The following is a 21,204-nucleotide window of genomic DNA, read 5'->3' on the forward strand; positions in this document are numbered from 1 at the left end:
TGGTCAGCGCGGGTCCCGGAAGACCTCCACCCCGCCCGCCGGCACCGCCGCCCGACTCCCGTCCGGCAGCACCACCTTCACCTCGCCCCCGGTGTGGTTCACCGCGAAGCGAAACGTCCCCGACTCGCCCTCCCGTACGACGAGTTCGACATCGCGGGGAAGATCGACCGGCGTGATCCCCGCGTCCGTGAGAGCGAGGTCGACGACGGCGGCCAGGTCGGCGCCGGTCAGCCGCGTCGCCAAGTACCAGGAAGCCCCCGACCCCAGCGCGTACCGGGTCAACGCGGGCCCTCCCGCCGTACGACCGTCCGCGAAGGCGGCGACCGTCTCGCAACCCGCACCCGGAATCACGACCTCCGACCACAGATCCGCCTCGTACAGCGCACCGTCCGCACCCCGGACCGACACCGTCTCCCCGGGCAGCAACGGGTCGAACTCCTCGACCGTCAGCCCGAGTACGTCCCGCAACGCCCCCGGATACGCGCCCGGATGCAAGGTGTCGTTCTCGTCGACGATCCCGGAGAAGAAGGACACCAACAGCGTCCCGCCCCGCGAGACGTACCGCTCCAGATCCGCCCCCACCCCGACCGGCGCCGCGTACAACTGCGGTACCACCAGCAGCGGATACCGCTCCGGGTCCAGGTCGGACAGCCCCGTCGGCGGCAGGAAGTCCACCGTCAAGTGCCGGTCGTACAGGGCCTCGTAGAACGAATCCAACCGTTCCCGCGCGTCCAGATCCTGGCTCGGCCGCCATTCCAGGCTCTGCGCCCACCAGGAGTCCCACGACCACACCATCGCCACGTCACCCCGGGTCCGCGTACCCCGTAGATCCGCGAGGTCCGCGACGCGCTTCCCGAGTTCGGTGACCTCGCGCCAACCCCGGTTGTCCGTACCGGAGTTCGCCAGCATCGCCGTATGGAACTTCTCCGCCCCCGACTGCGACTGCCGCCACTGGAAGAACATCGCGCCCTCGGAACCCCGCGCCACATGCCCGAGTGAGTTCCGCGCCATCTCACCGGGACGCTTCGCGGGGTTGTACGGCTGCCAGTTGACCCCGGACGTGGCGTGTTCCAGGAGCAGCCACGGGCCGCCGCCCGCCACCGAGCGGGTCAAGTCCGCAGCCAGCGCCAGGTTCACGTGCGTACGGCGGCCGTCCGTCATCAGGTAGTGGTCGTTGGTGACGAGGTCGACCTCCTTCGCCCAGGCCCAGTAGTCGACGGTCTGGCCCTGGCTCGGCGCGACCATGAAGTTGGTGGTGACGGGGACGCCGGGGGAGAGGCGGTGCAGGATGTCCCGCTCGGCGACGAAGTTGGCGCGGGCCTGGGCGTCGGCGAAGCGGTGGTAGTCGAGTTGCTGGGTGGGATTGCATACGGACGGGGTCGCCCGGGGCGGAGTGATCTCCTCCCAGTCGCCGTACTGCTGGCCCCAGAACGCCGTTCCCCAGGCCCGGTTGAGGGCATCGAGGGTGTCGTAGCGCTCACGCAGCCAGCCCCGGAAAGCCGCCGCGCACACATCGCAGTAGCAGGCGAGCACAGGGGCGCCGTACTCGTTGTGGACGTGCCACAACACCACCGCCGGGTGGCTGCCGTAGCGCTCGGCCAGCGCCCGCGTGATCGTGGCCGCAGCCGCCCGGTAGTCGGGGTTCGAGTGGCATATCGCGCCCCGCGAGCCGAAGGCGAGGCGGACTCCCTCGCGTGTCACGGGCAACGAGGAAGGGTGCGCGCGGTAGAACCACGCCGGCGGGACGACAGTCGGCGTGCCGAGGTTCACGGAGATCCCGGACGCGTGCAGCAGGCCGATCACCGTGTCCAGCCACTCCCAGTCGTACTCACCGGGACGCGGCTCCATCCGGGCCCAGGAGAAGACGCCGAGCGAGACCGCCGTGACCCCGGCCTCCCGCATCAGCCGTACGTCCTCCTCCCAGACCTCCTGCGGCCACTGCTCGGGGTTGTAGTCACCTCCGAAGGCGAGCGGCAGACGGTCGTGCGGGGCGGGGGACGGCATGGGTTCACTCCCGGGGATCGGCGACTGAGGCGACGGAAAAGCGAGTGATTCTGTGATCGTGCACATGGATGGTTGCGGCGTCCATCCGTCAGCAACAAGTAGGTAACCCCACGGTTCATCCATTGACAAGGGTCCGAAACAATTCTCTACTGTGCACGGTCACAGAGCCGTGCGGAGCAGGTGGGACACATCCGAGGCCGGCTCGCACTCAGTCAGGGGAGATGAAGATGTCGATCCACCGCCACCAGTTCAGCAGGCGCAGCATTCTTGCCGGGGCAGCAGCCGTAGGCCTCACGGGCACCCTCGCCGCCTGTGGCGGTTCCGACGACGACTCCGGCAAGAGCAGCGGGCCCGTCAAGCTGACCTACTGGGCCTGGGCGCCGAACATGGACAAGGTCGCCGCGATCTGGAACAAGAAGAACCCGGACATCACGGTCACCGTGTCCAAGCAGGCGGCCGGCAAGGACATCGTCTCCAAGCTGATCACCGCGAAGAAGGCGGGCAACGCCCCCGACCTGATCCAGGTCGAGTACCAGTCGCTGCCGACGCTGGTCTCGAACGACGTGCTCGCCGACATCTCGAAGTACGCGAAGTCCGCCAAGTCCGAGTTCGCCGAGGGACTTTGGGGCATGGTCACGCTCGGCACCGACGCCGTGTACGCGATACCGCAGGACTCCGGGCCGCTGATGTTCTTCTACCGCGAGGACCTGTTCAAGAAGCACAACCTCACCGTCCCGGCCACCTGGGACGACTTCGCCAAGACCGCCCGCGCCGCCAAGAAGGCAGTCCCGGACGCCTACTTGACGACGTTCTCCGCCAACGACCCTGGTCTGTTCGCCGGGTTGGCGCAGCAGGCCGGTGCCAAGTGGTGGACCGTGGGCGACGGCGGCAAGTGGACCGTCGGGATCGACGACGCGGCGACGAAGAAGGTCACCGACTTCTGGGGCGGGCTCGTCCAGGAGGGCGCGATCGACAACCAGCCGATGTACACGCCGGCTTGGAGCAGCGCGCTGAACAAGGGCACCCACCTCGGCTGGGTCTCCGCCGTGTGGGCACCCGGCGTGCTGATCAGCTCGGCCCCCGACACCAAGGGCAAGTGGCGGATGGCGCCGCTGCCGCAGTGGAGCACGGGCGAGGATGTCACCGGCAGCTGGGGCGGCTCCTCCACCGGCGTCTCCACCGACTCCAAGCACGCCGAGGCCGCGGCCAAGTTCGCGACCTGGCTGAACACCGACGCGGAGGCGCTGGCCGCCCTGGTCAAGGAGGTCTCCATCTACCCGGCGGCCACCAAGGGCCAGTCCGGCTCGGTGCTGACGGCCCCCGCGTTCTTCCCGAACCAGACCGACTTCTACGACACGGCCGCGAAGATCGCCGCGACCACGGCCGCCTCCGCCTGGGGCCCGAACGTCCAGGTCGCCTACGACACCTTCAGCGACGCGTTCGGCAAGGCCAGCAAGGCGAAGAAGTCCGCCCAGTTCGACTCCGCGCTCGCCACCATGCAGTCGGCGACCTTCACCGACATGAAGAAGCAGGGCTTCAAGGTGACCGAGGCATGACCGCCACTCCGCTCAAGGGCTCCGACCGGACGACGGCCGGGCCCTTGGCGGACGGCACCGCCACCTCCGTCCGCCCCCGCCGCCTCCGCCGCCGTGGCCGCAGCGCGCCGTACTGGTTCCTCGTACCGGCCCTGTTCCTGTTCGCCGCCTTCACCGTCGTACCGATCGGGTACGCGGTGTGGCTCAGTCTCCACAAGGTCCAGGTCAAGGGCATCGGCCTCGGCAAGGGCGCCCGCGAGCAGGTGTGGAACGGCCTCGGCAACTACACCGACGTCCTGCACGACTCCGAGTTCGGCCACAGCGTCCTGCGCGCCTTCGGCTACGGCCTGATCGTCATCCCCACGATGCTCGGTCTGGCGCTGGTCTTCGCGCTGATGCTGGACACCCCGCAGGCCCGCAGCGCCAAGTTCGCCCGGCTCGCGATCTTCCTGCCGTACGCCGTCCCCGGCATCATCGCCGCCCTGATGTGGGGCTTCCTGTACCTCCCGACGGTCAGCCCCTTCTACTACCTGCTGCGGGAGTTCAACCTCCCGCAGCCGGACCTGTTCGACGGCGGCAACCTGTACCTCTCCTTCGCGAACATCGCGGTGTGGGGCGGCACCGGCTTCAACATGATCGTCATCTACACCGCCCTGCGCGCGATTCCGCAGGAGATCTACGAGGCCGCGAAGATCGACGGCGCCTCCGACCTGAAGATCGCCCTGCGGATCAAGATCCCGATCGTGATGCCGTCGCTGGTGCTCACGTTCTTCTTCTCGGTCATCGCCACGCTCCAGGTCTTCACCGAGCCCATGGCCCTCAAGCCGCTGACCAACGGCCTCTCCGGATCCTGGAGTCCGCTGATGGCCATCTACGACGCCGCCTTCTTCAGGTCGGACATCTACGGCGCCTCCGCCACCGCCGTGGTGCTGGCCCTGGCGACCTTCGCGCTCTCCTTCACGCTGCTGCGCGTCTCCGACCGCTACACCCGGGAGGACCGGGCATGACCCCTCTCACCCTCACCGCCACCGACGCCCGCCCGGGCCTCACCAAGCCGAAGCGCACCGCGTGGGTACCCACCCTCGTCCTGATCCTCGGCTCGCTGTACTGCCTGATCCCCGTGGTCTGGGTGGTCATCGCGGCGAGCAAGGGCCGTAGCGAACTGTTCTCCACGTTCACCTTCGCCCCCGGCACCGGATTCGCCGCCAACTTCAAGGAGTTGAGCTCCTACCGGGACGGCATCTACTGGCAGTGGATGGCCAACTCCCTCCTCTACGCGGGCGGCGGCGCCCTGCTCTCCGCCGCGGTCTCGGCCGGCGGCGGCTACGCACTGGGCCGATTCGCCTTCAAGGGACGGGAGTTCATCTTCAAGCTGATGCTGGCCGGTGTCCTGGTCCCGAGCATCGTGCTGACGGTCCCGCAGTACCTGCTCCTCTCGAAGCTGGGCCTGGCCGACTCGTACTGGTCGATGCTCCTGCCGTCGATCCTCTCCCCCTACGGCGTCTACCTCGTCCGTATCTACGCGGCCGCCGCCGTACCAGGCGAACTCCTCGAAGCCGCCCGCATGGACGGCGCGAGCGAGTGGCGGATCTTCTCGCGGATCGCCGTACCGATGATGATGCCGGGACTCATCACGGTGTTCCTGTTCCAGTTCGTCGGCATCTGGAACAACTTCCTGCTGCCGTACGTGATGCTCGCGGACGACACCAAGTTCCCGATCACGCTGGGCCTTTACACCCTGCTGACCCAGGGCGCCTCCCAACCGGCGCTCTACACCCTGGTCATCATGGGCTGCTTCCTCGCGATCCTGCCGCTGATCGCGCTGTTCCTGGTGATCCAGCGCTTCTGGTCCCTGGACCTGCTGAGCGGATCGGTCAAGGCTTGAGGTAAGTACGGAGCTGAGCGCAGTGCCTCCCCCCACCGCACCTGAACCAGCAGAACGAGGACCATGGCCACCAGTCCGAACGGACGCCGCAAACCACCCACCATCCACGACGTGGCCCGGGAGGCAGGCGTCTCCCGGGGGACCGTCTCCCGGTTCCTGAACGGCGGCCACTACGTCTCACCGGCCGCCCGCACCGCGGTGGAGACGGCGATCAGGAAGACGGGCTACGTCGTCAACCGGCACGCCCGCTCCCTGAGCACCGGACGCTCGGACTCGGTGGCGTTCCTCCTCACCGAGCCGCAGGAGAAGTTCTTCGAGGACCCCAACTTCAATGTCCTGCTGCGGGGTTGCACCGAACACCTGGCCCGCCACGACATCCCGCTCCTGCTGATGCTGGCCTCCTCGAAGGACGAACGCCGCCGCCTCACCCGGTACATCACCTCGGGTCACGTGGACGGCGTCCTCCTCGTCTCCAACCACAGCGGCGACCCGGTCGCGGCCGAACTCCGGGACGCGGGAATCCCGTTGGTGGCCTGCGGCAAGCCGCTGGGCACCGCCTCCAAGTACAGCTACGTGGCCGCCGCCGACCGCGACGGCGCCCAGGAGATGGTCCGCCACCTCATCGCGGGCGGCCGCCGCCGCATCGGCATGGTCACCGGCCCCCTCGACGCACCGGGCGGCCCCGACCGCCTGGCGGGTTACCGGGACGTCCTCACGGAGGCAGGCCTGCCCCACGACCCGACGCTGGTGGTGGAGGGCGACTACCGCCGCACGGGCGGCGAGGAAGCGGCCCGCAGACTCCTCGCCCAGGCTCCGGACATAGACGCGGTCTTCGTGGCCTCGGACCTGATGGCCCTGGGAGTGGTCAACACCCTCCAACAGTCCGGCCGTTCGGTCCCGGATGACATCGCTGTCGGAGGCTTCGACGACTCGGCGGCGGCCACGTCCATCACCCCGGCCCTGACGACCATGCGCCAGCCCTACGACCGCATCAGCGCCGAGATGGTGCGCATGCTGTTGGCCCAGATCGCCGGCGAGGACACGGCGGGCGTGATTCTGCCTACGGAACTGGTGGTACGGGAGTCGGCATAACGGTCGTAATTGTCAAACCAACCGGAACACGGGTACACGCATTTGAATCCTCCCCCTCGTAGATGAAGGGGATTCCTGGCTCAGGCCGCCTCCGGGAGCGCGGCTCCTGGAGGTCTTACGCCCTCGACACCAGCCGGGTTGAGACCAGCCCGGACGAGCATCACACGGGCGGAGTTCTTGTCTCTGGGAGAGACGCTTCCGCATGTGGTGCAGGTGTAAGTGCGTTCGGACAGCGGCAGTGCGTGCTTGGTTCTCGCTCCGCAGGTGGCGCAGTCCATGGTGGTGTGGGCCGGGTGCACCAGGTACACGATCCGGCCGTGTTTGCGGGCCATCTCCAGCAGAGCCCGTTTGGTGGCGCCGATCGCCGCGTCGGCGGCCTTGCGGGCCATCGTCGACTTCGCGAGGAATTTCGGGCGGAAATCCTCCACTGCCACGGCGTCGTGATCACGTACTACTTGCTTGGCCCATTTGCGGCTGGTGTCCTGCCGTTGCCTGGTGACCTTTGCGTAGGTTTTTGCCCGCCACTTCTTCGCCTCGCGATAGCCCTTCGAGGCGGCCTGCCCCTTCTTCGGCTTGCGGCGGGCCACCATGCGGTCGTACCGCGACAGCCTGGCCTGGGCCCGCTTCCCGTGCTGCGGATGCGGGAGGTCGTGGGTGTCGGACGTAGTGGTCGCGGTCTCCTTCACACCCCAATCGACACCGATCACCCGGCCGGTCCCCGGCAGCGTCTGTACCTCGGCGGGGACTACGAACGAGCAGTACCAGTGCCCCAGGCTGTCTTGGTACACGCGGACTGAGGACGGCTCGGCGGGCAGGTCCCTCGACCACACCGGTGACAGGACGATGCCCCCGGCCAGGTGCAGGCGGCCGTGCTTCAGGCGGAAGCCGCGCTTCGTGTAGTTCAGGCTCGGCAGTGCCTCGCGCTTCTTCTTCGGGCGGGGCATTCCCGCCCGCTGCCGCATCGGCAAGCCAGCTTTGATGTCCTTCATTGCCTTGGCTCGGGACTTGCTGAAGTCGCGGATGGTCTGTTGCTGGGGAACCGACGAGCCCTCACGTAGCCACGCCATCGAGATTCGGGCTGTGGTCAGCATCTTGTCGAGCTGTGCCGGGCCGCATGTTGTCTTCTCGCCTGTGACCTTGTTGCGGCCGTGGACCTCGCGGGACGTGGCCACGGATTCGTTCCACACCCACCGGCACCGCGCCCATTCGCCTTCAAGGCCGGAACGGGCGGTGGAAGACATGCGGATGCGGAAGGTGTACCGGGCGTGCCCGGCATCCTCCGCGGCCACCTGTAATGCCGTCATGGCTGCACAGTAGCTATATGGTGGCTGCATGGTCAATTTTAATGTCCGCTTCCCTGACGACCTGCATGCTCGGGTCCGCACTCAAGCGGCTGCCGACCGGCGGTCCATCAACTCCGAGATCCTGTACTTGATCGAGGTCGGGCTCGCTGCCGTCTTGGCGGACGCTGGATCGCCCGGCGGTGATCCGACTACCCCTGCTCTGCTGCCTGAGAAGCCGGATTCATCCTCGGCGTGAATGCAGAGGCATCTCCGGCTAGCCGGTGAAGGCAGGAGCCGTCCGGTTCGTGTCGAGTCGGTGGGGCGTTCCATCCGTATTCTCTGATCATGGCCGCCCCCCTCGCATATGCACTGATCGCCACCGACCTGGACGGAACGCTGCTGCGCGGCGACGACACCCTCTCCGACCGGTCCCGCGCCGTACTGCGGCGGGTGGCGGAGGCCGGTGCCCGGCACCTCGTCGTCACCGGCAGGCCCGCCCCGAGGGTGCGGCCCCTCCTCGACGACCTTGGCTCCAGAGGGCTCGCGGTGTGCGGACAGGGCGCGCAGTTGTACGACGCCGGCGCGGACCGTCTGCTCTGGTCGGTCACCCTGGACCGGGAGTTGGCGGAGACCGCGCTCGGCAAGATCGAGGCGGAGGTGGGCCAGGTGTACGCGGCGGTCGACCAGGACGGCGTGGACGGCCTCACCCTGATCGAGCCCGGCTACCTGATGCCGCACCCCACGCTTCCGGCGGTACGGGTAGGCAGGCGCGACGACTTGTGGTGCGAGCCGATCAGCAAAGTGTTGCTCCGTCACCCGGCCCTGGAGGACGACGAGTTGGCGTCCACGGCGCGCTCGGTGGTCGGTTCCCTGGCCTCGGTCACCATGTCGGGCCCCGGCACCGTCGAACTCCAGCCACTCGGCATCACCAAGGCGACGGGACTGGCCCTGGCTGCCCGCCACTTGGGCCTGACCCCGTCCGACACCATCGCCTTCGGCGACATGCCGAACGACATCCCGATGTTCGACTGGGCAGCGCATGGAGTGGCGATGGCCAACGCTCATCCCGAACTCAAGGCGGTGGCAAACGAGGTGACGTCCTCGAACGAGGACGACGGAATCGCGGCCGTACTGGAAAGACTCTTCAGCTGAAACGAGCCCGTCTTTTAGGGGCGCGGGGCTGTGTCTATTTGCGGCTCCGCCGCGCGGGCGCGACCAGCCACGACGGCGCTGCAGACAAACAACAACCCGTCGTGACTGGCCCAACAGTTTCTAGTAGGCGCCGTACACGTTGTCGATGGACCCATACACGGCCGCCGCGTAGTTACAAGCAGCGGTGATGTTCGCAACCGGGTCATACGGATCAAACGAAGTCCCGGCAACGTGATACGCGTTGAACGTCGGGTCGATCACCTGAAGCAACCCCTTCGACGGCGTACCGGCCGCCGCGTTGGAGTCCCAGTTGTTGATCGCGTACTGGTTACCGGACGACTCACGGATCACGTTCCGGTAGATCCCGTTGTACGTACCCGGAATCCCCTTCTGCGCCATGATCGCGAGCGACTCCCGAATCCACCCGTCAAGGGTGTTGGGGTACCCGGCAAGCGTGGTCGAGGCGGTGGTGGTCGACGTGGTGGCCGCGGACGCGGTGGTCGCACCGACGACAGGCAGCGCGAGGATCGCGACACCGGTACCGGTGAGAACGGCACGGCGGACGAGGCGGGCGCGGCGGGACTGAGCGGATGCAGGCATGACGAGGTTCCTCTCCGTCGCCTGCGAGGTGAGCTGTCGGGTTCGGGCTGGGAGGTGCCCGGCCGCGCCCTTGCGGACGTGACTTAACCCCAAGCCGTTCCGGTCGCGACGACCGGCCCGGCGACTTACCTGGTTCCCCCGCTCCTGCCGTGCGAGAAGTTCGTGACTGGGATGCCGGGCGGCGGCAGGATTCGGCGTTCCGCTCGACAGGCCGGGAAACTATGCGAGAGCACATGTCCGGAACAAGTGGCGGAATCACACCTAACCCCTATTGACCTTGGTCTGAGGCGTATGGGGCACTTGATCCTTTGCGCGAGCCAAGGGTCAACTGTCAAATGCCGTAAGGGAAAACGCGGGCAGACCGGGACACAGGTCACGCACAGAAACGCGTGACCCAACTCACGGGAGGATTAAGAACGGCAAATCGGGCATTCGCCCTCAACTGGCAGTTCTCGGAATCCTTTTCTCCCATGTGCGGTGGAAGATCACTTCTTCGCCCTCGGTGCAGATGACCTCGTTCGAGGTAATAAATTCCGTTTCGTCACAAGTGATCTCCGACCGCGTCCGCACGGTCGTGTCCCACCCCAGCTCCGGCCGGTGCAGCCGGATCGACCAGTCCGACCGGGTGCGCGCCGACAACGGATCCGACTCGTCGATCGTGTACGTCTCCAACGCGTCCTCGGTGAACTCCAGCCCGTCCGGGTACACGCGCGTGCCGCCGTACCGGGGGTCCACCTCCAGCCGCCACTCGCCCTTCGCCACATCCCGTACGACCAGCCGCTCGGGCCGCGGTTCGTCCAGCGTCGCCGGGTAGTTGACCCCGAGCGGCTCAGCCTCCTCCGGCTCCTCGAAGCGAATGTCGCCCGCCAACTCCTGCTCCCGCACGGGGAGTTCGAGCGCGCTGCCCTCCGGGTCCAGCGTGAACCCCGTCGACGACTCCGGCTGCGGCCAGATCCACGGCCAGTACGCCGACGACACCGCGAGCCGGATGCGGTGCCCGGGCGGGAACGCGTGCCCGATGCCGTTCAGCTCGAAGGTCACGTCCTCGGTGGTGCCCGGCGTCCACGGCACCGCCCGGTCCCGCCCGTGCCGCGCCGACAGGTTCAGCACACCCCGGGTGACCAGGGTCGAGGCGCCGTCGGGGGCCACGTCGCACAGCCGGGCGATCACCTGCCCGCGCGGCACCTCGCAGGTCAGCCGCAGCCGCACCCTCGGCCGCCCCAGCACCCACGTCTCGGCCGGTACCTCGAACTCGAAGCACGCGGAGCGCGCATCCTCGTCCCGCTGGTCCGGCGGCAGATCGGCGTCGTTCCCAAAGGGGAAGAAACGGCCCGCGTCCACGCCCGTGTGCATGGGCGAGCGGACGATCACAGGCGCACCCCGGAGGCCGTACGTCGTCGTCTTCACGTGCGGCGAGGGCCACGCGGGCTCGCCGACCCAACGGCCCGGGAGGGTGTCGTAGACCGTGGCCGGCGGGTGGGAGTCGCTGACGTAGGCCCGTAGGAGGGGGTCGGACGTGACGCCGGTGTCCTCGCCCTTCAGCCAGTGGTCCCACCAGCGGAGGGTCTCCTGGAGGAAGCCGATCGCGGGGCCCGGCGGCAGGCCGCGGTCCGGGTACTGGTGGGACCAGGGGCCGATCAGGCCGCGTACGCGGTCCGGCGGGAGGCGTTCGACGAGCCGTAGGACCGTGTCGCGGTACGGGTCGTGCCAGCCGCCCACCGCGAGGACGGCCGCGCTGATCGCGGTGTAGTCCTCGCAGACGCTGCCGTGCTTCCAGTAGTCGTCGCGGATCTGGTGGGCGAGCCAGGTGTGGATGAACGGGTCGATCTGTTCGAGGCGCTTGAGCCACATGTCGCGCCAGATCAGGCCCGCGTACTCGGGGTCCGGCGGGCGGGCCACGAAGGCGAGCATGGTGGCCGCCCAGGCGTGCAGGTCGACCGCGAGGGCCGAACCTCCCATGTAGTGCACGTCGTTGTCATAGCGGTCGTCCGTCGAGCAGACCGTGACGATCGCCTTCAGCGGCTCGGGAGCGAGGGCCGCGATCTGGAGGGAGTTGAAGCCGCCCCAGGAGATGCCGAACATGCCGACCTTGCCGGTGCACCAGGGTTGCGCGGCAAGCCAGTTGACCACTTCCACGCCGTCGGCGAGTTCCTGCGCGTCGTACTCGTCGCCGGGGGCACCCTCACTGTTGCCGTGCCCGCGCACGTCGACCCGGACGGAGGCGTAGCCGTGGCCCGCGTACCAGGGGTGGCGCTGGGCGTCCCGGGGCGCGGTCCAGTCGGTCAGGCGGTACGGGAGGTATTCGAGGAGCGCGGGGACGGGTTCGTCCGTCACCGGGCGCCACACGCGCGCGTAGAGGCGTGTTCCGTCCGTGAGGGGGATGCGGATGTCCTCGCGGGCCGTCTCGTGGGGGAAGGACGTACGGATGCGCATGAGGGGACCCCTGGGTTCAGTGGACCGGATGCATGGTGCGGCGCAGCCACGGCGCCGCGGCCATCACCGCGAGGCCCGCGGCCACCGCGATCGCGCCGTTGACGCCGAAGTAGGCCGGTTTGGAGACGTCGTCGTAGAGCTTCACCGTCTGGGCCTGGATGCCGTTCGCGAGGGCGAGGGACAGGAACCAGAGGGACATGGTCTGGCTGGAGAAGGCGGCCGGGGCGAGCTTCGTGGTGGCCGACATGCCGGAGGTCTCCAGGAGGATGTCGCCGAGCCCCAGCAGGAAGTACGAGCCGACGATCCACCAGGCCGACATGCGGTAGGCGTCGCCGCTGTGCCCGCTGGTCGGCAGGACCATCAGGAGGAAGGACAGGCCGCCGAGTACGACGCCGATCGCGATCTTGTTGGAGGCGTGCGGCTGGCTGCGGCCCATGCGGACCCAGAGGGCTGCGACCACGGGTGCGAGGCCGACCTCGAAGGCACCGAGCGCGCTCGCGTACCAGCTGGCGGGGAAGTCGAAGCCCAGGATGGTCGTCTCGGCGTTCGACGCGGCCAGCAGCATCATCGTCGAATAGGCCTGGAAGAGAATGAAGTTGAAGACCGTGGAGGCCAGGAACAGCACGATGTACGGGCGCAGTCGGCCGCGTTCGGCGGGGGTCACGCGTGGGCTCGTGAACATCACCGTGAAGAAGACGACGGGAGCGATGACCGAGATGACGGTGAGCAGGTCGACGAAGCGGCCCATCGTGAGCCAGCCGGCGAGGGCCAGGCCGGTCGCGAGCACGGCGGCCGCCAGGATTCCTACGACGATGAGCCGCACCGCGCGGCGCAGCGCGTCCGGCGCGAGCGCGAACTCCGCGGTGTTCCTGCGACCGGCCAGGTGACGGCGCCCTGCGACGTACTGGATGAGCCCGAAGGTCATGCCGACCGCGGCCGCCGAGAAGCCCCAGTGCCAGCCCTCGTGGTCGCCGAGCCAGCCGGTGATCAGCGGGCCCGCGAAGGCGCCGATGTTGATCGCCATGTAGTAGAGCGCGAAACCGGCGTCCCGGCGCTCGTCCTCGGTGCGGTAGAGCTTGCCGACCATGGTGGCCACGTTGGGCTTGAGCAGGCCGGTGCCGGCGCTGATCAGGCCGAGGCCCACCCAGGTCATCGTGGCGGTCGGGACCGCCATCGAGTAGTGCCCGCAGGCGATGAGGATGCCGCCCCACAGCACCGCGCGGTACGAGCCGAGGATGCGGTCCGCGAGCCAGCCGCCCGCGACCGAGACGAGATAGACCAGTGTTCCGTAGGCTGCGGACACGGACGCGGCCGTTCCGGACGACATGCCCATGCCGCCGTGCGCGACGGTATCCGCGAAGTAGAGGACGAGGATGGCCTGCATGCCGAGGAACGAGAAGCGCTCCCAGACCTCGAGCCCGGAGAGCGTGAGCAGCCCCTTGGGCTGGCCGAAGAAGGCGTGGTCGTCCTCGGGGGGCGGTTGGTCGTCGGGTTCGGCTTCCAGTGCGGTTCGAGACACCATCCACTACTTCCGCGTAAGTCGATAAATATCCGTTCTTATCAGGTGATCGAAAACATACCGGTCGTGATCCGATACCGCCCCCGCTGGACGGGGTGGGCGGCATGGGTGATCGAAAGCTGACCGGATACGCTGACTTGAGTGATACCAGCGACCTATCGACAATCCGTGTGACCGCCCAGGGACACCAGCAGACAGGAGACCCCTCGTGACCGTCGTCGGGCCGTTCGGGCTGAGCGTGCGGGACCAGGCTCTGGAAGCCGATGTCCAGGCCGGAATGGCGGCAGTCGAGGAGGGTCTGCTCGAAGCCACCAAGAGCGAGGTCCCCTTCATCACGGAGGCCGCCCAGCACCTCGTGCGCGCGGGCGGAAAGCGGTTCAGGCCGCTCCTCGTGATGCTTGCCGCACAGTTCGGTGACCCCTACGCGCCGGGTGTCGTGCCCTCGGCCGTGGTCGTCGAGCTGACCCACCTCGCCACGCTGTACCACGACGACGTCATGGACGAGGCGACCGTACGCCGTGGGGTGGAGAGCGCCAACGTCCGCTGGGGCAACTCGGTCGCTGTCCTCACGGGCGACTTCCTGTTCGCGCGCGCGTCGCACACCCTGGCCGATCTCGGCCCCGAGGCGGTGCGGGTGCAGGCCGAGGCGTTCGAACGCCTCGTCACCGGCCAGATCCTGGAGACCGCCGGCCCCTCCGACGGGCGCGACCCGGTCGAGCACTACCTCGACGTGCTCGGCGGCAAGACCGGCTCCCTGGTCGCGGTCGCCTGCCGCTTCGGCGCGATGATGTCCGGCTGCGACGACACGGTCGTGGACGTCCTCACCCAGTACGGCGAGCGGCTCGGCGTCGCCTTCCAACTCGCCGACGACGTCCTGGACATCGCCTCCGACGGGGAGGAGTCCGGCAAGACCCCGGGCACGGATCTGCGCGAGGGCATCCCCACGCTGCCGGTGCTGCTGCTCCGGGAGCGGGCGGCCCGCCTGGGTCTCGCCGAGGACATCGCCCTGTGCGAACTGCTCGACTCCGACCTCACGGACGACGCCCGGCACGCCGAGGCGCTCACCCGGCTCCGCGTCCACCCGGCCCTGGAGCAGGCCCGCCGCGACACCGTCCGGTACGTGGAGGACGCCCGCGCGGCGCTCGCTCCGCTTCCGGAGTGCGATGCGAAGGTCGCGCTTCTGGAGATGTGCGATGCGGTGGTGCATCGGGCGGGCTGAGGTCCTGGGCAAAGGGTCCTGCGCAAAAGGTCCTGAGCAACTGCCGTACGGAGGCGGCGTCTTCCCCCTAAGGGTTTGGGGAGGCGCCGCCTCCGTGTGTCATACCGCAGGAGTACGTGGAGTTGCCTCCCGGGTCTGACGCTTATCCCTCGGCGATTTGGTCAGATGGAGAACAGAGAAAACACCACTCCTCACCGATTCGGGTGAGAATGGCGGCTCAGGGTGGTGGGGGCCCCTCCCGGTTCGAGCGAAGCCGAGAACTGGGGGAGAGTACAACAAGGGTTAGCCGCCGCCGACGACGGAGGTAAGGCAGACATGGCACCGTACGAAACCGACGACAGCACGGACACCGGAGAGCGCGACGAGCTCCGGGCCGGGCGGCGCAGGGCGGCGCGGTACATCGTCCCGGTCACCGTGGTGGGGGTGGCGGCCGCGACCATCGGACTGGTCCCGGCGCTCGCCGACTCCGGCGACCCGAACCTTCCGAAGATCACCGCAGAGCAGCTCATCAACAAGATCGCCAAGTCGGACGTCCAGCAGCTGTCCGGCACCGTGAAGATCAGCACCGACCTGGGTCTGCCCGACCTCGGCGGCCTGGAGAGCAGCATGCTGTCCGGCGCCACGAAGTCCGGCGACGGCTCCTCCGCCGACCCGACCGCCAAGCTCACCGAGCTGGCCAGCGGCACCCACACCCTGCGCGTCGCGGCCGACGGCCCCGACAAGCAGAAGGTCTCCCTGCTGGAGAACGCGGCGGAGTACAGCCTCATCCACAACGGCAAGGACGTCTGGGGCTACGACAGCAAGTCGAACGAGGTCTTCCACGGTACGACCGCCGCGGATGCCTCGAAGGGCGACGAGACCCGGGCGACGCCGAAGGGGCTCACCGACGAGGCGCTCAAGTCGGTCGACGACACGACGTCCGTCACGGTCGATGGCACGGAGCATGTTGCCGGGCGCGACGCCTACAAGCTGGTCATCAAGCCCAAGCAGTCCGGTACGACGGTCGGCGCGATCAGCATCGCGGTGGACGCGAAGACCGGCCTGCCGCTCAAGTTCACGCTCACCCCGGCGAGCGGCGGCGCGGCCGTCGTGGACGTCGGCTTCACCCAGCTCAGCCTCAGCAAGCCGGCTGCCTCCACCTTCGACTTCAAGACGCCCAAGGGGGCGAAGGTCACCACGGAGGACAGCCCGAGCAAGGCGACTCCGGACCACTCCGCCCCGTTCGGCAAGGACGACAAGAGCGGCAAGACGGACAAGGGCCTCGCCAAGGGCGCCGACGATCCCACGGTCATCGGCAAGGGCTGGAACTCCATCGCCGTCTTCGAGACCGGCGGCGAGGGCGTTCCGACCGGCTCTTCGGCCGGTGGTGGGGACCTCGGCGGGTTCCTCAGCTCGCTCGGGGACCAGGTCAAGGGCTCCTTCGGTTCGGGCACGGTGTACTCGACCCGGCTGATCAACGCCCTGATCACGGATGACGGCAAGGTGTACGTCGGCGCGGTGACCAAGAGTGCGTTGGTCAAGGCGGCTGACGCGGCGAAGTAAGTACCGGCGGCTGATCAACTGCCGTAGGGGCACGACGAATTGAGGGAGTCGATGGGCGGACCGTCCGCTGAAGTGCCGGAACAGGCGGACCCAGGTGACGGCATCATCGCCACCCGTGGACTCACCAAGCGCTTTCGCGGCGGACAGCTCGCCGTGGACGGTCTCGACCTGACCGTCCCGGCGGGCAGCGTCTTCGGCTTCCTCGGGCCCAATGGGTCGGGCAAGACCACCACCATCCGGATGTTGATGGGGTTGATCGAACCCACCTCCGGGACGGCCCGTGTGCTTGGTCGTGCCATGCCGAGGTCCGTGCGTACGGTTCTGCCTCGTGTCGGTGCGTTGATCGAGGGGCCCGCGCTGTACGGGTTCCTGTCCGGTCGCGACAATCTGCTTCGGTACGACGCCGCCGATCCGACCGCCGATCCCCGTACCCGGCGGGCCCGCGTTGCCGCCGCGCTGGATCGGGTGGGGCTGACGGCTGCCGCCGGGAAGAAGGCGAAGGCGTACTCCCTGGGGATGAAGCAGCGGCTGGGGCTTGCCTCTGCCTTGCTTCAGCCCCGTGAGCTGCTTGTTCTGGACGAGCCGACGAATGGGCTCGATCCGCAGGGGATGCGTGAAATCCGGTCTCTGATCCGGGAGTTGGCCTCGGACGGTACGACCGTTTTTCTGTCTTCGCATCTCCTTGATGAGATCGAGCAGGTCTGCACGCATGCGGCCGTGATGGCGCAGGGGCGGCTGATCACACAGGGCTCGGTGACCGAGCTGGCGGCGGGGACGCGGGGGCGGTTGTTCGTGACCACGCCTGATGTCGGGGACGCGGCGCGGGTGCTGAAGGAGTTGGGGCTGGCGGATGTGGTCGTGGCGGAGGAGCGGGTTACTGCCGAGCCGCCTGATCGTGAACTCGCCGAGGTGAATGAGGCGTTGGTGACCGCCGGGGTGCGGGTGCGGGGGTTCGGGGTTGAACGGGCCTCGCTGGAGGACGCGTTCGTGGCGCTCACGGGGGAGGGGTTCGATGTCGCAGGCTGATCTTGCGGTGCGGGCGCCGCGATTTGTGTGGACGTTCGGGTTGTTGCGCAGTGAGTTGGTGACCACGTTTCGGCGGTGGCGCACGCTTGCGTTGCTCGGGGTGTTGGCCGCGGTGCCGATTCTGGTCGGGATCGCGGTGAAGGTGGAGACGCAGGATGGGGGCGGGGCTGGGCGGGGGGACGGGGGCGGTGGGCCCGCGTTCATCGCGCAGATCACCAACAACGGGCTGTTCCTGGTGTTCACCGCGTTGGCCGCCACGCTTCCGTTCTTTCTGCCGATGGCCATCGGGGTCGTCGCGGGCGACTCGATCGCGGGCGAGGCGAGCGGGGGGACCTTGCGGTATCTCCTGGTCGCGCCGGCCGGTCGTACTCGGTTGCTTCTCACCAAGTACGCGACGGTGATGACGTTCTGTGTGGTGGCGACGCTGGTCGTGGCGCTGTCGGCGCTGACGGTGGGCGCGTTGCTCTTTCCGTTGGGGGATCTGACGACCATCTCCGGTACGCAGATCAGCTTCGCGGAGGGGTTGGGGCGGGCGTTGTTGATCGCGCTCGTGGTCGCCGCTTCTCTTGTCGGTATCGCTGCCCTGGGGTTGTTCATCTCGACCATGACCAGCAGTGGGATCGCGGCGATGGCTACCACCGTGGGGCTGCTGATCACCGTTCAGATTCTTGATCAGATTCCTCAACTGCACGCGCTTCAGCCGTACTTCTTCTCGCATTACTGGTTGTCCTTCGCCGACCTCATGCGCGAACCGGTCTACTGGGACGACCTGGTGAAGAACCTGGGCCTTCAGGCGTTGTACGCGGCGGTGTTCGGGTCGGCGGCTTGGGCGCGGTTCACGGCGAAGGACATCACGGCGTAGGACATCACGGCGTAGGGAAGCGGGCGAGCGGGGCGTCCTGGGCGAAGAACGTCTTCGCTCGGGTCAGTGCGTCGGTGTCCTTCAGTACGTCGCCGGGTGCGCTGCCGTTGCCCAGCAGGACCCCGCCGAAGTGCATCTTCAGGTACGCGGCCGAGTTGTAGAGGGTGTCGATCAGCGGGTCGGCGACCGCGGGTTCGTCGTCGCCGAGAGCGGTGACTCCCCAGAGGGTGCGGCCGGCCATCGTCGCCTTGAAATCGATGCCGGGGGTGCGCAGCCAGGCCGACCAGTGGTCCAGGTAACGCTTGGTGTGGCTGGAGAGCGAGTACCAGTACAGCGGCGAGGCGATCACTATGTCCGTCGCGGCGAGGGTGGCGTCGAGCAGCAGCGCGGTGTTGCCCTCGGTGGGGCGGGTGTGGTCCTTGTCGTGTCGCAGGTCCACGAAGTCGGGCAGCGGGTGCTCGGTGAGACTCACCCACTGCTGCTCGACTTCCGCCGGCAGTTGTTCGGCGGCCCTGCGGGCGAGGAGTTCGGTGTTGCCGTCCGGGCGGGCGCTGCCCAGCACGAAGAGGAAGCGGCGGGTCATGGGTCCCCCAGGGGTGGTCGGCGCGCGGCGGTTATAGCTGTGTGCATTATATGCGCGCGCAATCATCTGTCCATGGGGTGTCTGCGGGGGGTGGGGTGCCTGCGGGTGGGTGGGGGCGCCCGCGGGTGTGTGGTGGGGTCGGGGTCGTGGCGGTACGGCGAGCCCGCCGCTGGTCGGGCCCCTCTGTCTGTCACCACGGCTGAACGGGTTGGTGCCGGGTACGCGGCGGGCTGCGCCGTACCGCCACGACCCGCTCCCGTGGTTTGGCGGCTGCGGGTGAATGGGGGGTGCGTGTGGCTGTCAGCGGGGGTGGCGGCTTGCCCGTGTGAGCCTGGCCAGCGCTTCTGTTTCGCGGGGTGGGTCGCCGGTGAGGTCGCCGATGCGCCAGGACGGGACCCAGGGGACTCGGTAGACGTCGATCATCGACTCGATGGCCTTGACGTAGTGGGCGAGCTGGCGGGGGAGTCTTCCGGGTGCGTCCGCTACGAGGACTACGGCGTCCAGGTCGAGCCCGGGCGGTGCCTCGCCGCGTCGGAAGACGTCCAGGGCGCGGGAGATCGCGGCCAGCCCTGCGGCATGCGTGCGGGCGACGAGCAGGATCGAGGGTGGGTCCTCGGGGCCCGGCCAGTCGCGGCCGCAGTCCTGGCCGCCGTAGACGGAGGCGAGGGTGGTGACGCCGGTGCCGCCGTGGGTGGCGACCCAGGAGAAGCGGCGGCGTGGGGTGGTGGCGATGCCGGCGGGGATACGGGCGGGGATACTGGAGGGGCGCTCGGGTGTTTCCGGTGCCTCTGCGTGCGGGGCGTTGGCCACCGGTAGCGGTACCGGTCCGCGGAGCCAGATCTCCGGGCCCTGCCGTCCACCTGTCTGCATGACCAGCTCCTCCCTCGTGGTCCCGCCGGTCCTCACGGAACTCCTGGGACGAGGCTGTGACGTCGCGGTTACCTGAGAACCTGAAGGGAACGGCGAGACTCAACAGTACGCGTACGAACGGATCTTGACGCTGGGGAACGCGGGCCGCCTCCCCGACGCATGCGAGTGAGGGAACCGATGACTCGACTCAGCCGCGAGAAGAAGCGGGAACAGAAGCGAGCCGCACGCTCGGCACCCGCCGCGTCACCTTTCGAGGTACGCGTCCCTGTGGACGGCACGGGCGCCGGGGGTGCGTCGATCGGTGGAGTGCCGGTCGCGGTCGTCGCGGGGGAGGAGATCCAGCAGACGGTTCTGAGTCATCTCCATCGCATTGCCTCGGCCACGGGGCACCCCGTGCGCGCGACCGTCCATGACGATCGGATCGGGTACGTCGTTCCGCTCCAGATCGATCCGGACGGGTCCAGTCACTTCTCGGCCGAGCCGTGGGCGATCGTCGGTGCGGGGGGTGCCCCCGGTGAGGTTCCGCCGGTGCCCGCGCTGCCGCCGGCGGTATCTGCGGACGTCGTAGGACCGGCACCGGAACCGGAAGTGGCGCGGGAGCCTGAGGATCGCCGTGGTGGGGTGAGTGGTGACCCGGTTACTCATCGGCTGCGGGCCGTATTCGCTCCGGGGGTGGAGGGGGAGGTGGTTCCTACCTTTCCGTTGCGGGCTGTGCCCGAGTCGGCGGGGGAGTCGGCGCCCACGTTCCCGTTGCACGCCGTGCCTGAGTCGGCCGAGGGGGGTGCTCCGCTGGGGTCGGTCCAGGCGCCCACGGGGGCGTTCGGGCCGCCGCCGGTGATGGACGCGGCGCCGGTGACCGATGTGCCGCCGGTAGTGGATGTACCGCCGGCCGTGGGCGGGCAGTCGGTGTCGGACGTCCCGCCGTTCGTGGACGCGCGGTCGGTCGCGGACGTACCGCCTGTCGCTCCGGAACGTGCTTCCCGGCCCGCCGCCATCCCCATTCCCGACCTCGCCCTCACCGCCCCGGAACCGGACCCCAAGCCGACGCCCGCGCGTGGGTTCGACGCCGTGGCCGAGGCCGTGCTGGGGGACGAACCGGTGACCACCGACGGCGCGGGGACCGCGTTCCTCATCGAGCCGATGGTGCGGATCAACGACGCCGTCAAGGCGGGGCGGATCGACGAGGCCGCGGGGCTGGCGGAGCGGACCGTCGCGGACGCGGCGGGCGCTCTCGGTCCCGAGCACCCCGAGGTGCTGCGGTTGCGCGAACTCGCCGCCTACATCGCCTACTTGGCCGGTGACCCGCTCCACGCCTTCCACCTCTCCCTCGACCTCGCCCGCATCCGCCACCGCGCCCACGACGCGGAGGCCGCCTACGGCAACGTCCAGAGCGCGGCCACCGCCTGGCGTGCCGTACGCGACCCGGAGCAGGGCCTCGCCCTCGGCCGCGACCTCATCGACCTGTGGACCGAACTCACCACCGAGGACGGCCCCGCCGTAGAAGACATTGAGGAACTGGAGTCCGCCCGCGCTCGTATGGGGCGCCTCACGGAGCGTGCCCGCAGGGCTGCTGAGTGAAGCCCGCCGCCTAGACCACGC

General features: G+C 68.5%; 18 protein-coding genes and 1 riboswitch. Of the genes, 11 read left to right on the forward strand and 7 right to left on the reverse strand.

Annotated features, from left to right (window positions below; genetic code table 11):
- Nucleotides 1–3: 3 nt before the first annotated feature.
- Nucleotides 4–2,004 carry a beta-galactosidase gene (locus tag OG588_RS29425; RefSeq protein WP_405949918.1) on the reverse strand — a complete coding sequence of 667 codons (2,001 nt, stop codon included), beginning with the start codon at nt 2,002–2,004 and terminating at the stop codon, nt 4–6.
- Between the two features lie 221 nt (nt 2,005–2,225).
- Between OG588_RS29425 and OG588_RS29430 the strand changes: the two genes are divergently transcribed.
- The 4 genes from OG588_RS29430 to OG588_RS29445 all read left to right on the forward strand — a co-directional run bounded on the left by OG588_RS29430 (nt 2,226) and on the right by OG588_RS29445 (nt 6,516).
- Nucleotides 2,226–3,560 carry an ABC transporter substrate-binding protein gene (locus tag OG588_RS29430; protein ID WP_405949919.1) on the forward strand — a complete coding sequence of 445 codons (1,335 nt, stop codon included), beginning with the start codon at nt 2,226–2,228 and terminating at the stop codon, nt 3,558–3,560.
- Nucleotides 3,557–4,546 carry a carbohydrate ABC transporter permease gene (locus tag OG588_RS29435; protein ID WP_266860785.1) on the forward strand — a complete coding sequence of 330 codons (990 nt, stop codon included), beginning with the start codon at nt 3,557–3,559 and terminating at the stop codon, nt 4,544–4,546. Before OG588_RS29430 ends, OG588_RS29435 begins: the two co-directional genes overlap by 4 nt.
- Nucleotides 4,543–5,424, forward strand: coding sequence for a carbohydrate ABC transporter permease (locus OG588_RS29440; protein ID WP_317771364.1), 882 nt, complete (start codon nt 4,543–4,545; stop codon nt 5,422–5,424). Before OG588_RS29435 ends, OG588_RS29440 begins: the two co-directional genes overlap by 4 nt.
- A 63-nt stretch (nt 5,425–5,487) precedes the next feature.
- Nucleotides 5,488–6,516 (forward strand): LacI family DNA-binding transcriptional regulator, encoded by a 1,029-nt coding sequence (locus OG588_RS29445; RefSeq protein WP_019061182.1) that lies wholly within the window; start codon nt 5,488–5,490, stop codon nt 6,514–6,516.
- Between the two features lie 80 nt (nt 6,517–6,596).
- Here the strand turns inward: OG588_RS29445 and OG588_RS29450 are convergent, their stop codons facing one another.
- Nucleotides 6,597–7,850 carry an RNA-guided endonuclease InsQ/TnpB family protein gene (locus OG588_RS29450; protein WP_405949920.1) on the reverse strand — a complete coding sequence of 418 codons (1,254 nt, stop codon included), beginning with the start codon at nt 7,848–7,850 and terminating at the stop codon, nt 6,597–6,599.
- Here OG588_RS29450 and OG588_RS29455 point away from each other — a divergent pair.
- Both OG588_RS29455 and OG588_RS29460 read left to right on the forward strand, forming a co-directional pair.
- A complete protein-coding gene (locus OG588_RS29455; protein WP_405949921.1) occupies nt 7,849–8,055 on the forward strand; it encodes a TA system antitoxin ParD family protein in 207 nt (68 codons plus the stop codon). The genes OG588_RS29450 and OG588_RS29455 overlap by 2 nt on opposite strands.
- An 89-nt stretch (nt 8,056–8,144) precedes the next feature.
- Nucleotides 8,145–8,951, forward strand: a complete 807-nt coding sequence (locus OG588_RS29460) for an HAD family hydrolase (protein ID WP_405949922.1) — start codon at nt 8,145–8,147, stop codon at nt 8,949–8,951.
- 120 nt (nt 8,952–9,071) lie between these two features.
- On the opposite strand, the gene OG588_RS29465 is transcribed toward OG588_RS29460, so the two are convergent.
- The 3 genes from OG588_RS29465 to OG588_RS29475 form a co-directional block, all read right to left on the reverse strand.
- Nucleotides 9,072–9,551 carry a transglycosylase SLT domain-containing protein gene (locus OG588_RS29465; RefSeq protein WP_317771366.1) on the reverse strand — a complete coding sequence of 160 codons (480 nt, stop codon included), beginning with the start codon at nt 9,549–9,551 and terminating at the stop codon, nt 9,072–9,074.
- A 5-nt stretch (nt 9,552–9,556) separates the two neighbouring features.
- Nucleotides 9,557–9,758, reverse strand: a riboswitch (cyclic di-AMP (ydaO/yuaA leader).
- Nucleotides 9,759–9,989: 231 nt separating this feature from the next.
- Nucleotides 9,990–11,984 (reverse strand): CocE/NonD family hydrolase, encoded by a 1,995-nt coding sequence (locus OG588_RS29470; RefSeq protein WP_405949923.1) that lies wholly within the window; start codon nt 11,982–11,984, stop codon nt 9,990–9,992.
- 16 nt (nt 11,985–12,000) lie between these two features.
- Nucleotides 12,001–13,506 carry a peptide MFS transporter gene (locus OG588_RS29475; RefSeq protein ID WP_405949924.1) on the reverse strand — a complete coding sequence of 502 codons (1,506 nt, stop codon included), beginning with the start codon at nt 13,504–13,506 and terminating at the stop codon, nt 12,001–12,003.
- 205 nt (nt 13,507–13,711) lie between these two features.
- On the opposite strand from OG588_RS29475, the gene OG588_RS29480 reads away from it, so the two are divergent.
- The 4 genes from OG588_RS29480 (at nt 13,712) to OG588_RS29495 (ending at nt 18,152) form a co-directional block, all read left to right on the forward strand.
- The gene (locus OG588_RS29480; RefSeq protein WP_405949925.1) at nt 13,712–14,722 is read left to right on the forward strand and encodes a polyprenyl synthetase family protein; all 1,011 of its coding nucleotides are present in this window, start codon (nt 13,712–13,714) and stop codon (nt 14,720–14,722) included.
- Between the two features lie 315 nt (nt 14,723–15,037).
- On the forward strand, nt 15,038–16,264 hold the full coding sequence (locus OG588_RS29485; RefSeq protein WP_405949926.1) for a LolA family protein: 1,227 nt from the start codon (nt 15,038–15,040) through the stop codon (nt 16,262–16,264).
- Nucleotides 16,265–16,315: 51 nt separating this feature from the next.
- The gene (locus OG588_RS29490) at nt 16,316–17,290 is read left to right on the forward strand and encodes an ABC transporter ATP-binding protein (RefSeq protein ID WP_405949927.1); all 975 of its coding nucleotides are present in this window, start codon (nt 16,316–16,318) and stop codon (nt 17,288–17,290) included.
- Nucleotides 17,277–18,152, forward strand: a complete 876-nt coding sequence (locus tag OG588_RS29495) for an ABC transporter permease (RefSeq protein WP_405949928.1) — start codon at nt 17,277–17,279, stop codon at nt 18,150–18,152. Before OG588_RS29490 ends, OG588_RS29495 begins: the two co-directional genes overlap by 14 nt.
- Before the next feature lie 4 nt (nt 18,153–18,156).
- Here OG588_RS29495 and OG588_RS29500 read toward each other — a convergent pair whose 3' ends face one another.
- Nucleotides 18,157–18,735 carry a flavodoxin family protein gene (locus tag OG588_RS29500; RefSeq protein ID WP_405949929.1) on the reverse strand — a complete coding sequence of 193 codons (579 nt, stop codon included), beginning with the start codon at nt 18,733–18,735 and terminating at the stop codon, nt 18,157–18,159.
- A gap of 300 nt (nt 18,736–19,035) precedes the next feature.
- Entirely contained in the window at nt 19,036–19,605 is a 570-nt protein-coding gene (locus OG588_RS29505) for a DUF6668 family protein (RefSeq protein WP_405949930.1), read from the reverse strand.
- A gap of 177 nt (nt 19,606–19,782) precedes the next feature.
- Here OG588_RS29505 and OG588_RS29510 point away from each other — a divergent pair, with 177 nt between their 5' ends.
- Nucleotides 19,783–21,183 (forward strand): tetratricopeptide repeat protein, encoded by a 1,401-nt coding sequence (locus OG588_RS29510; protein ID WP_405949931.1) that lies wholly within the window; start codon nt 19,783–19,785, stop codon nt 21,181–21,183.
- Nucleotides 21,184–21,204 lie beyond the last annotated feature (21 nt).

It is taken from the genome of Streptomyces prunicolor (assembly GCF_045162825.1).
Lineage (GTDB): Bacteria > Actinomycetota > Actinomycetes > Streptomycetales > Streptomycetaceae > Streptomyces > Streptomyces prunicolor.

Bases quoted from the DNA above. Each gene is read 5' to 3' on its own strand.
- OG588_RS29425 (WP_405949918.1), bottom strand. From the start codon at position 2,004: ATGCCGTCCCCCGCCCCGCACGACCGTCTGCCGCTCGCCTTCGGAGGT.
- OG588_RS29430 (WP_405949919.1), top strand. From the start codon at position 2,226: ATGAAGATGTCGATCCACCGCCACCAGTTCAGCAGGCGCAGCATTCTT.
- OG588_RS29435 (WP_266860785.1), top strand. From the start codon at position 3,557: ATGACCGCCACTCCGCTCAAGGGCTCCGACCGGACGACGGCCGGGCCC.
- OG588_RS29440 (WP_317771364.1), top strand. From the start codon at position 4,543: ATGACCCCTCTCACCCTCACCGCCACCGACGCCCGCCCGGGCCTCACC.
- OG588_RS29445 (WP_019061182.1), top strand. From the start codon at position 5,488: ATGGCCACCAGTCCGAACGGACGCCGCAAACCACCCACCATCCACGAC.
- OG588_RS29455 (WP_405949921.1), top strand. From the start codon at position 7,849: ATGGTCAATTTTAATGTCCGCTTCCCTGACGACCTGCATGCTCGGGTC.
- OG588_RS29450 (WP_405949920.1), bottom strand. From the start codon at position 7,850: ATGCAGCCACCATATAGCTACTGTGCAGCCATGACGGCATTACAGGTG.
- OG588_RS29460 (WP_405949922.1), top strand. From the start codon at position 8,145: ATGGCCGCCCCCCTCGCATATGCACTGATCGCCACCGACCTGGACGGA.
- OG588_RS29465 (WP_317771366.1), bottom strand. From the start codon at position 9,551: ATGCCTGCATCCGCTCAGTCCCGCCGCGCCCGCCTCGTCCGCCGTGCC.
- OG588_RS29470 (WP_405949923.1), bottom strand. From the start codon at position 11,984: ATGCGCATCCGTACGTCCTTCCCCCACGAGACGGCCCGCGAGGACATC.
- OG588_RS29475 (WP_405949924.1), bottom strand. From the start codon at position 13,506: ATGGTGTCTCGAACCGCACTGGAAGCCGAACCCGACGACCAACCGCCC.
- OG588_RS29485 (WP_405949926.1), top strand. From the start codon at position 15,038: ATGGCACCGTACGAAACCGACGACAGCACGGACACCGGAGAGCGCGAC.
- OG588_RS29490 (WP_405949927.1), top strand. From the start codon at position 16,316: ATGGGCGGACCGTCCGCTGAAGTGCCGGAACAGGCGGACCCAGGTGAC.
- OG588_RS29495 (WP_405949928.1), top strand. From the start codon at position 17,277: ATGTCGCAGGCTGATCTTGCGGTGCGGGCGCCGCGATTTGTGTGGACG.
- OG588_RS29500 (WP_405949929.1), bottom strand. From the start codon at position 18,735: ATGACCCGCCGCTTCCTCTTCGTGCTGGGCAGCGCCCGCCCGGACGGC.
- OG588_RS29505 (WP_405949930.1), bottom strand. From the start codon at position 19,605: ATGCAGACAGGTGGACGGCAGGGCCCGGAGATCTGGCTCCGCGGACCG.
- OG588_RS29510 (WP_405949931.1), top strand. From the start codon at position 19,783: ATGACTCGACTCAGCCGCGAGAAGAAGCGGGAACAGAAGCGAGCCGCA.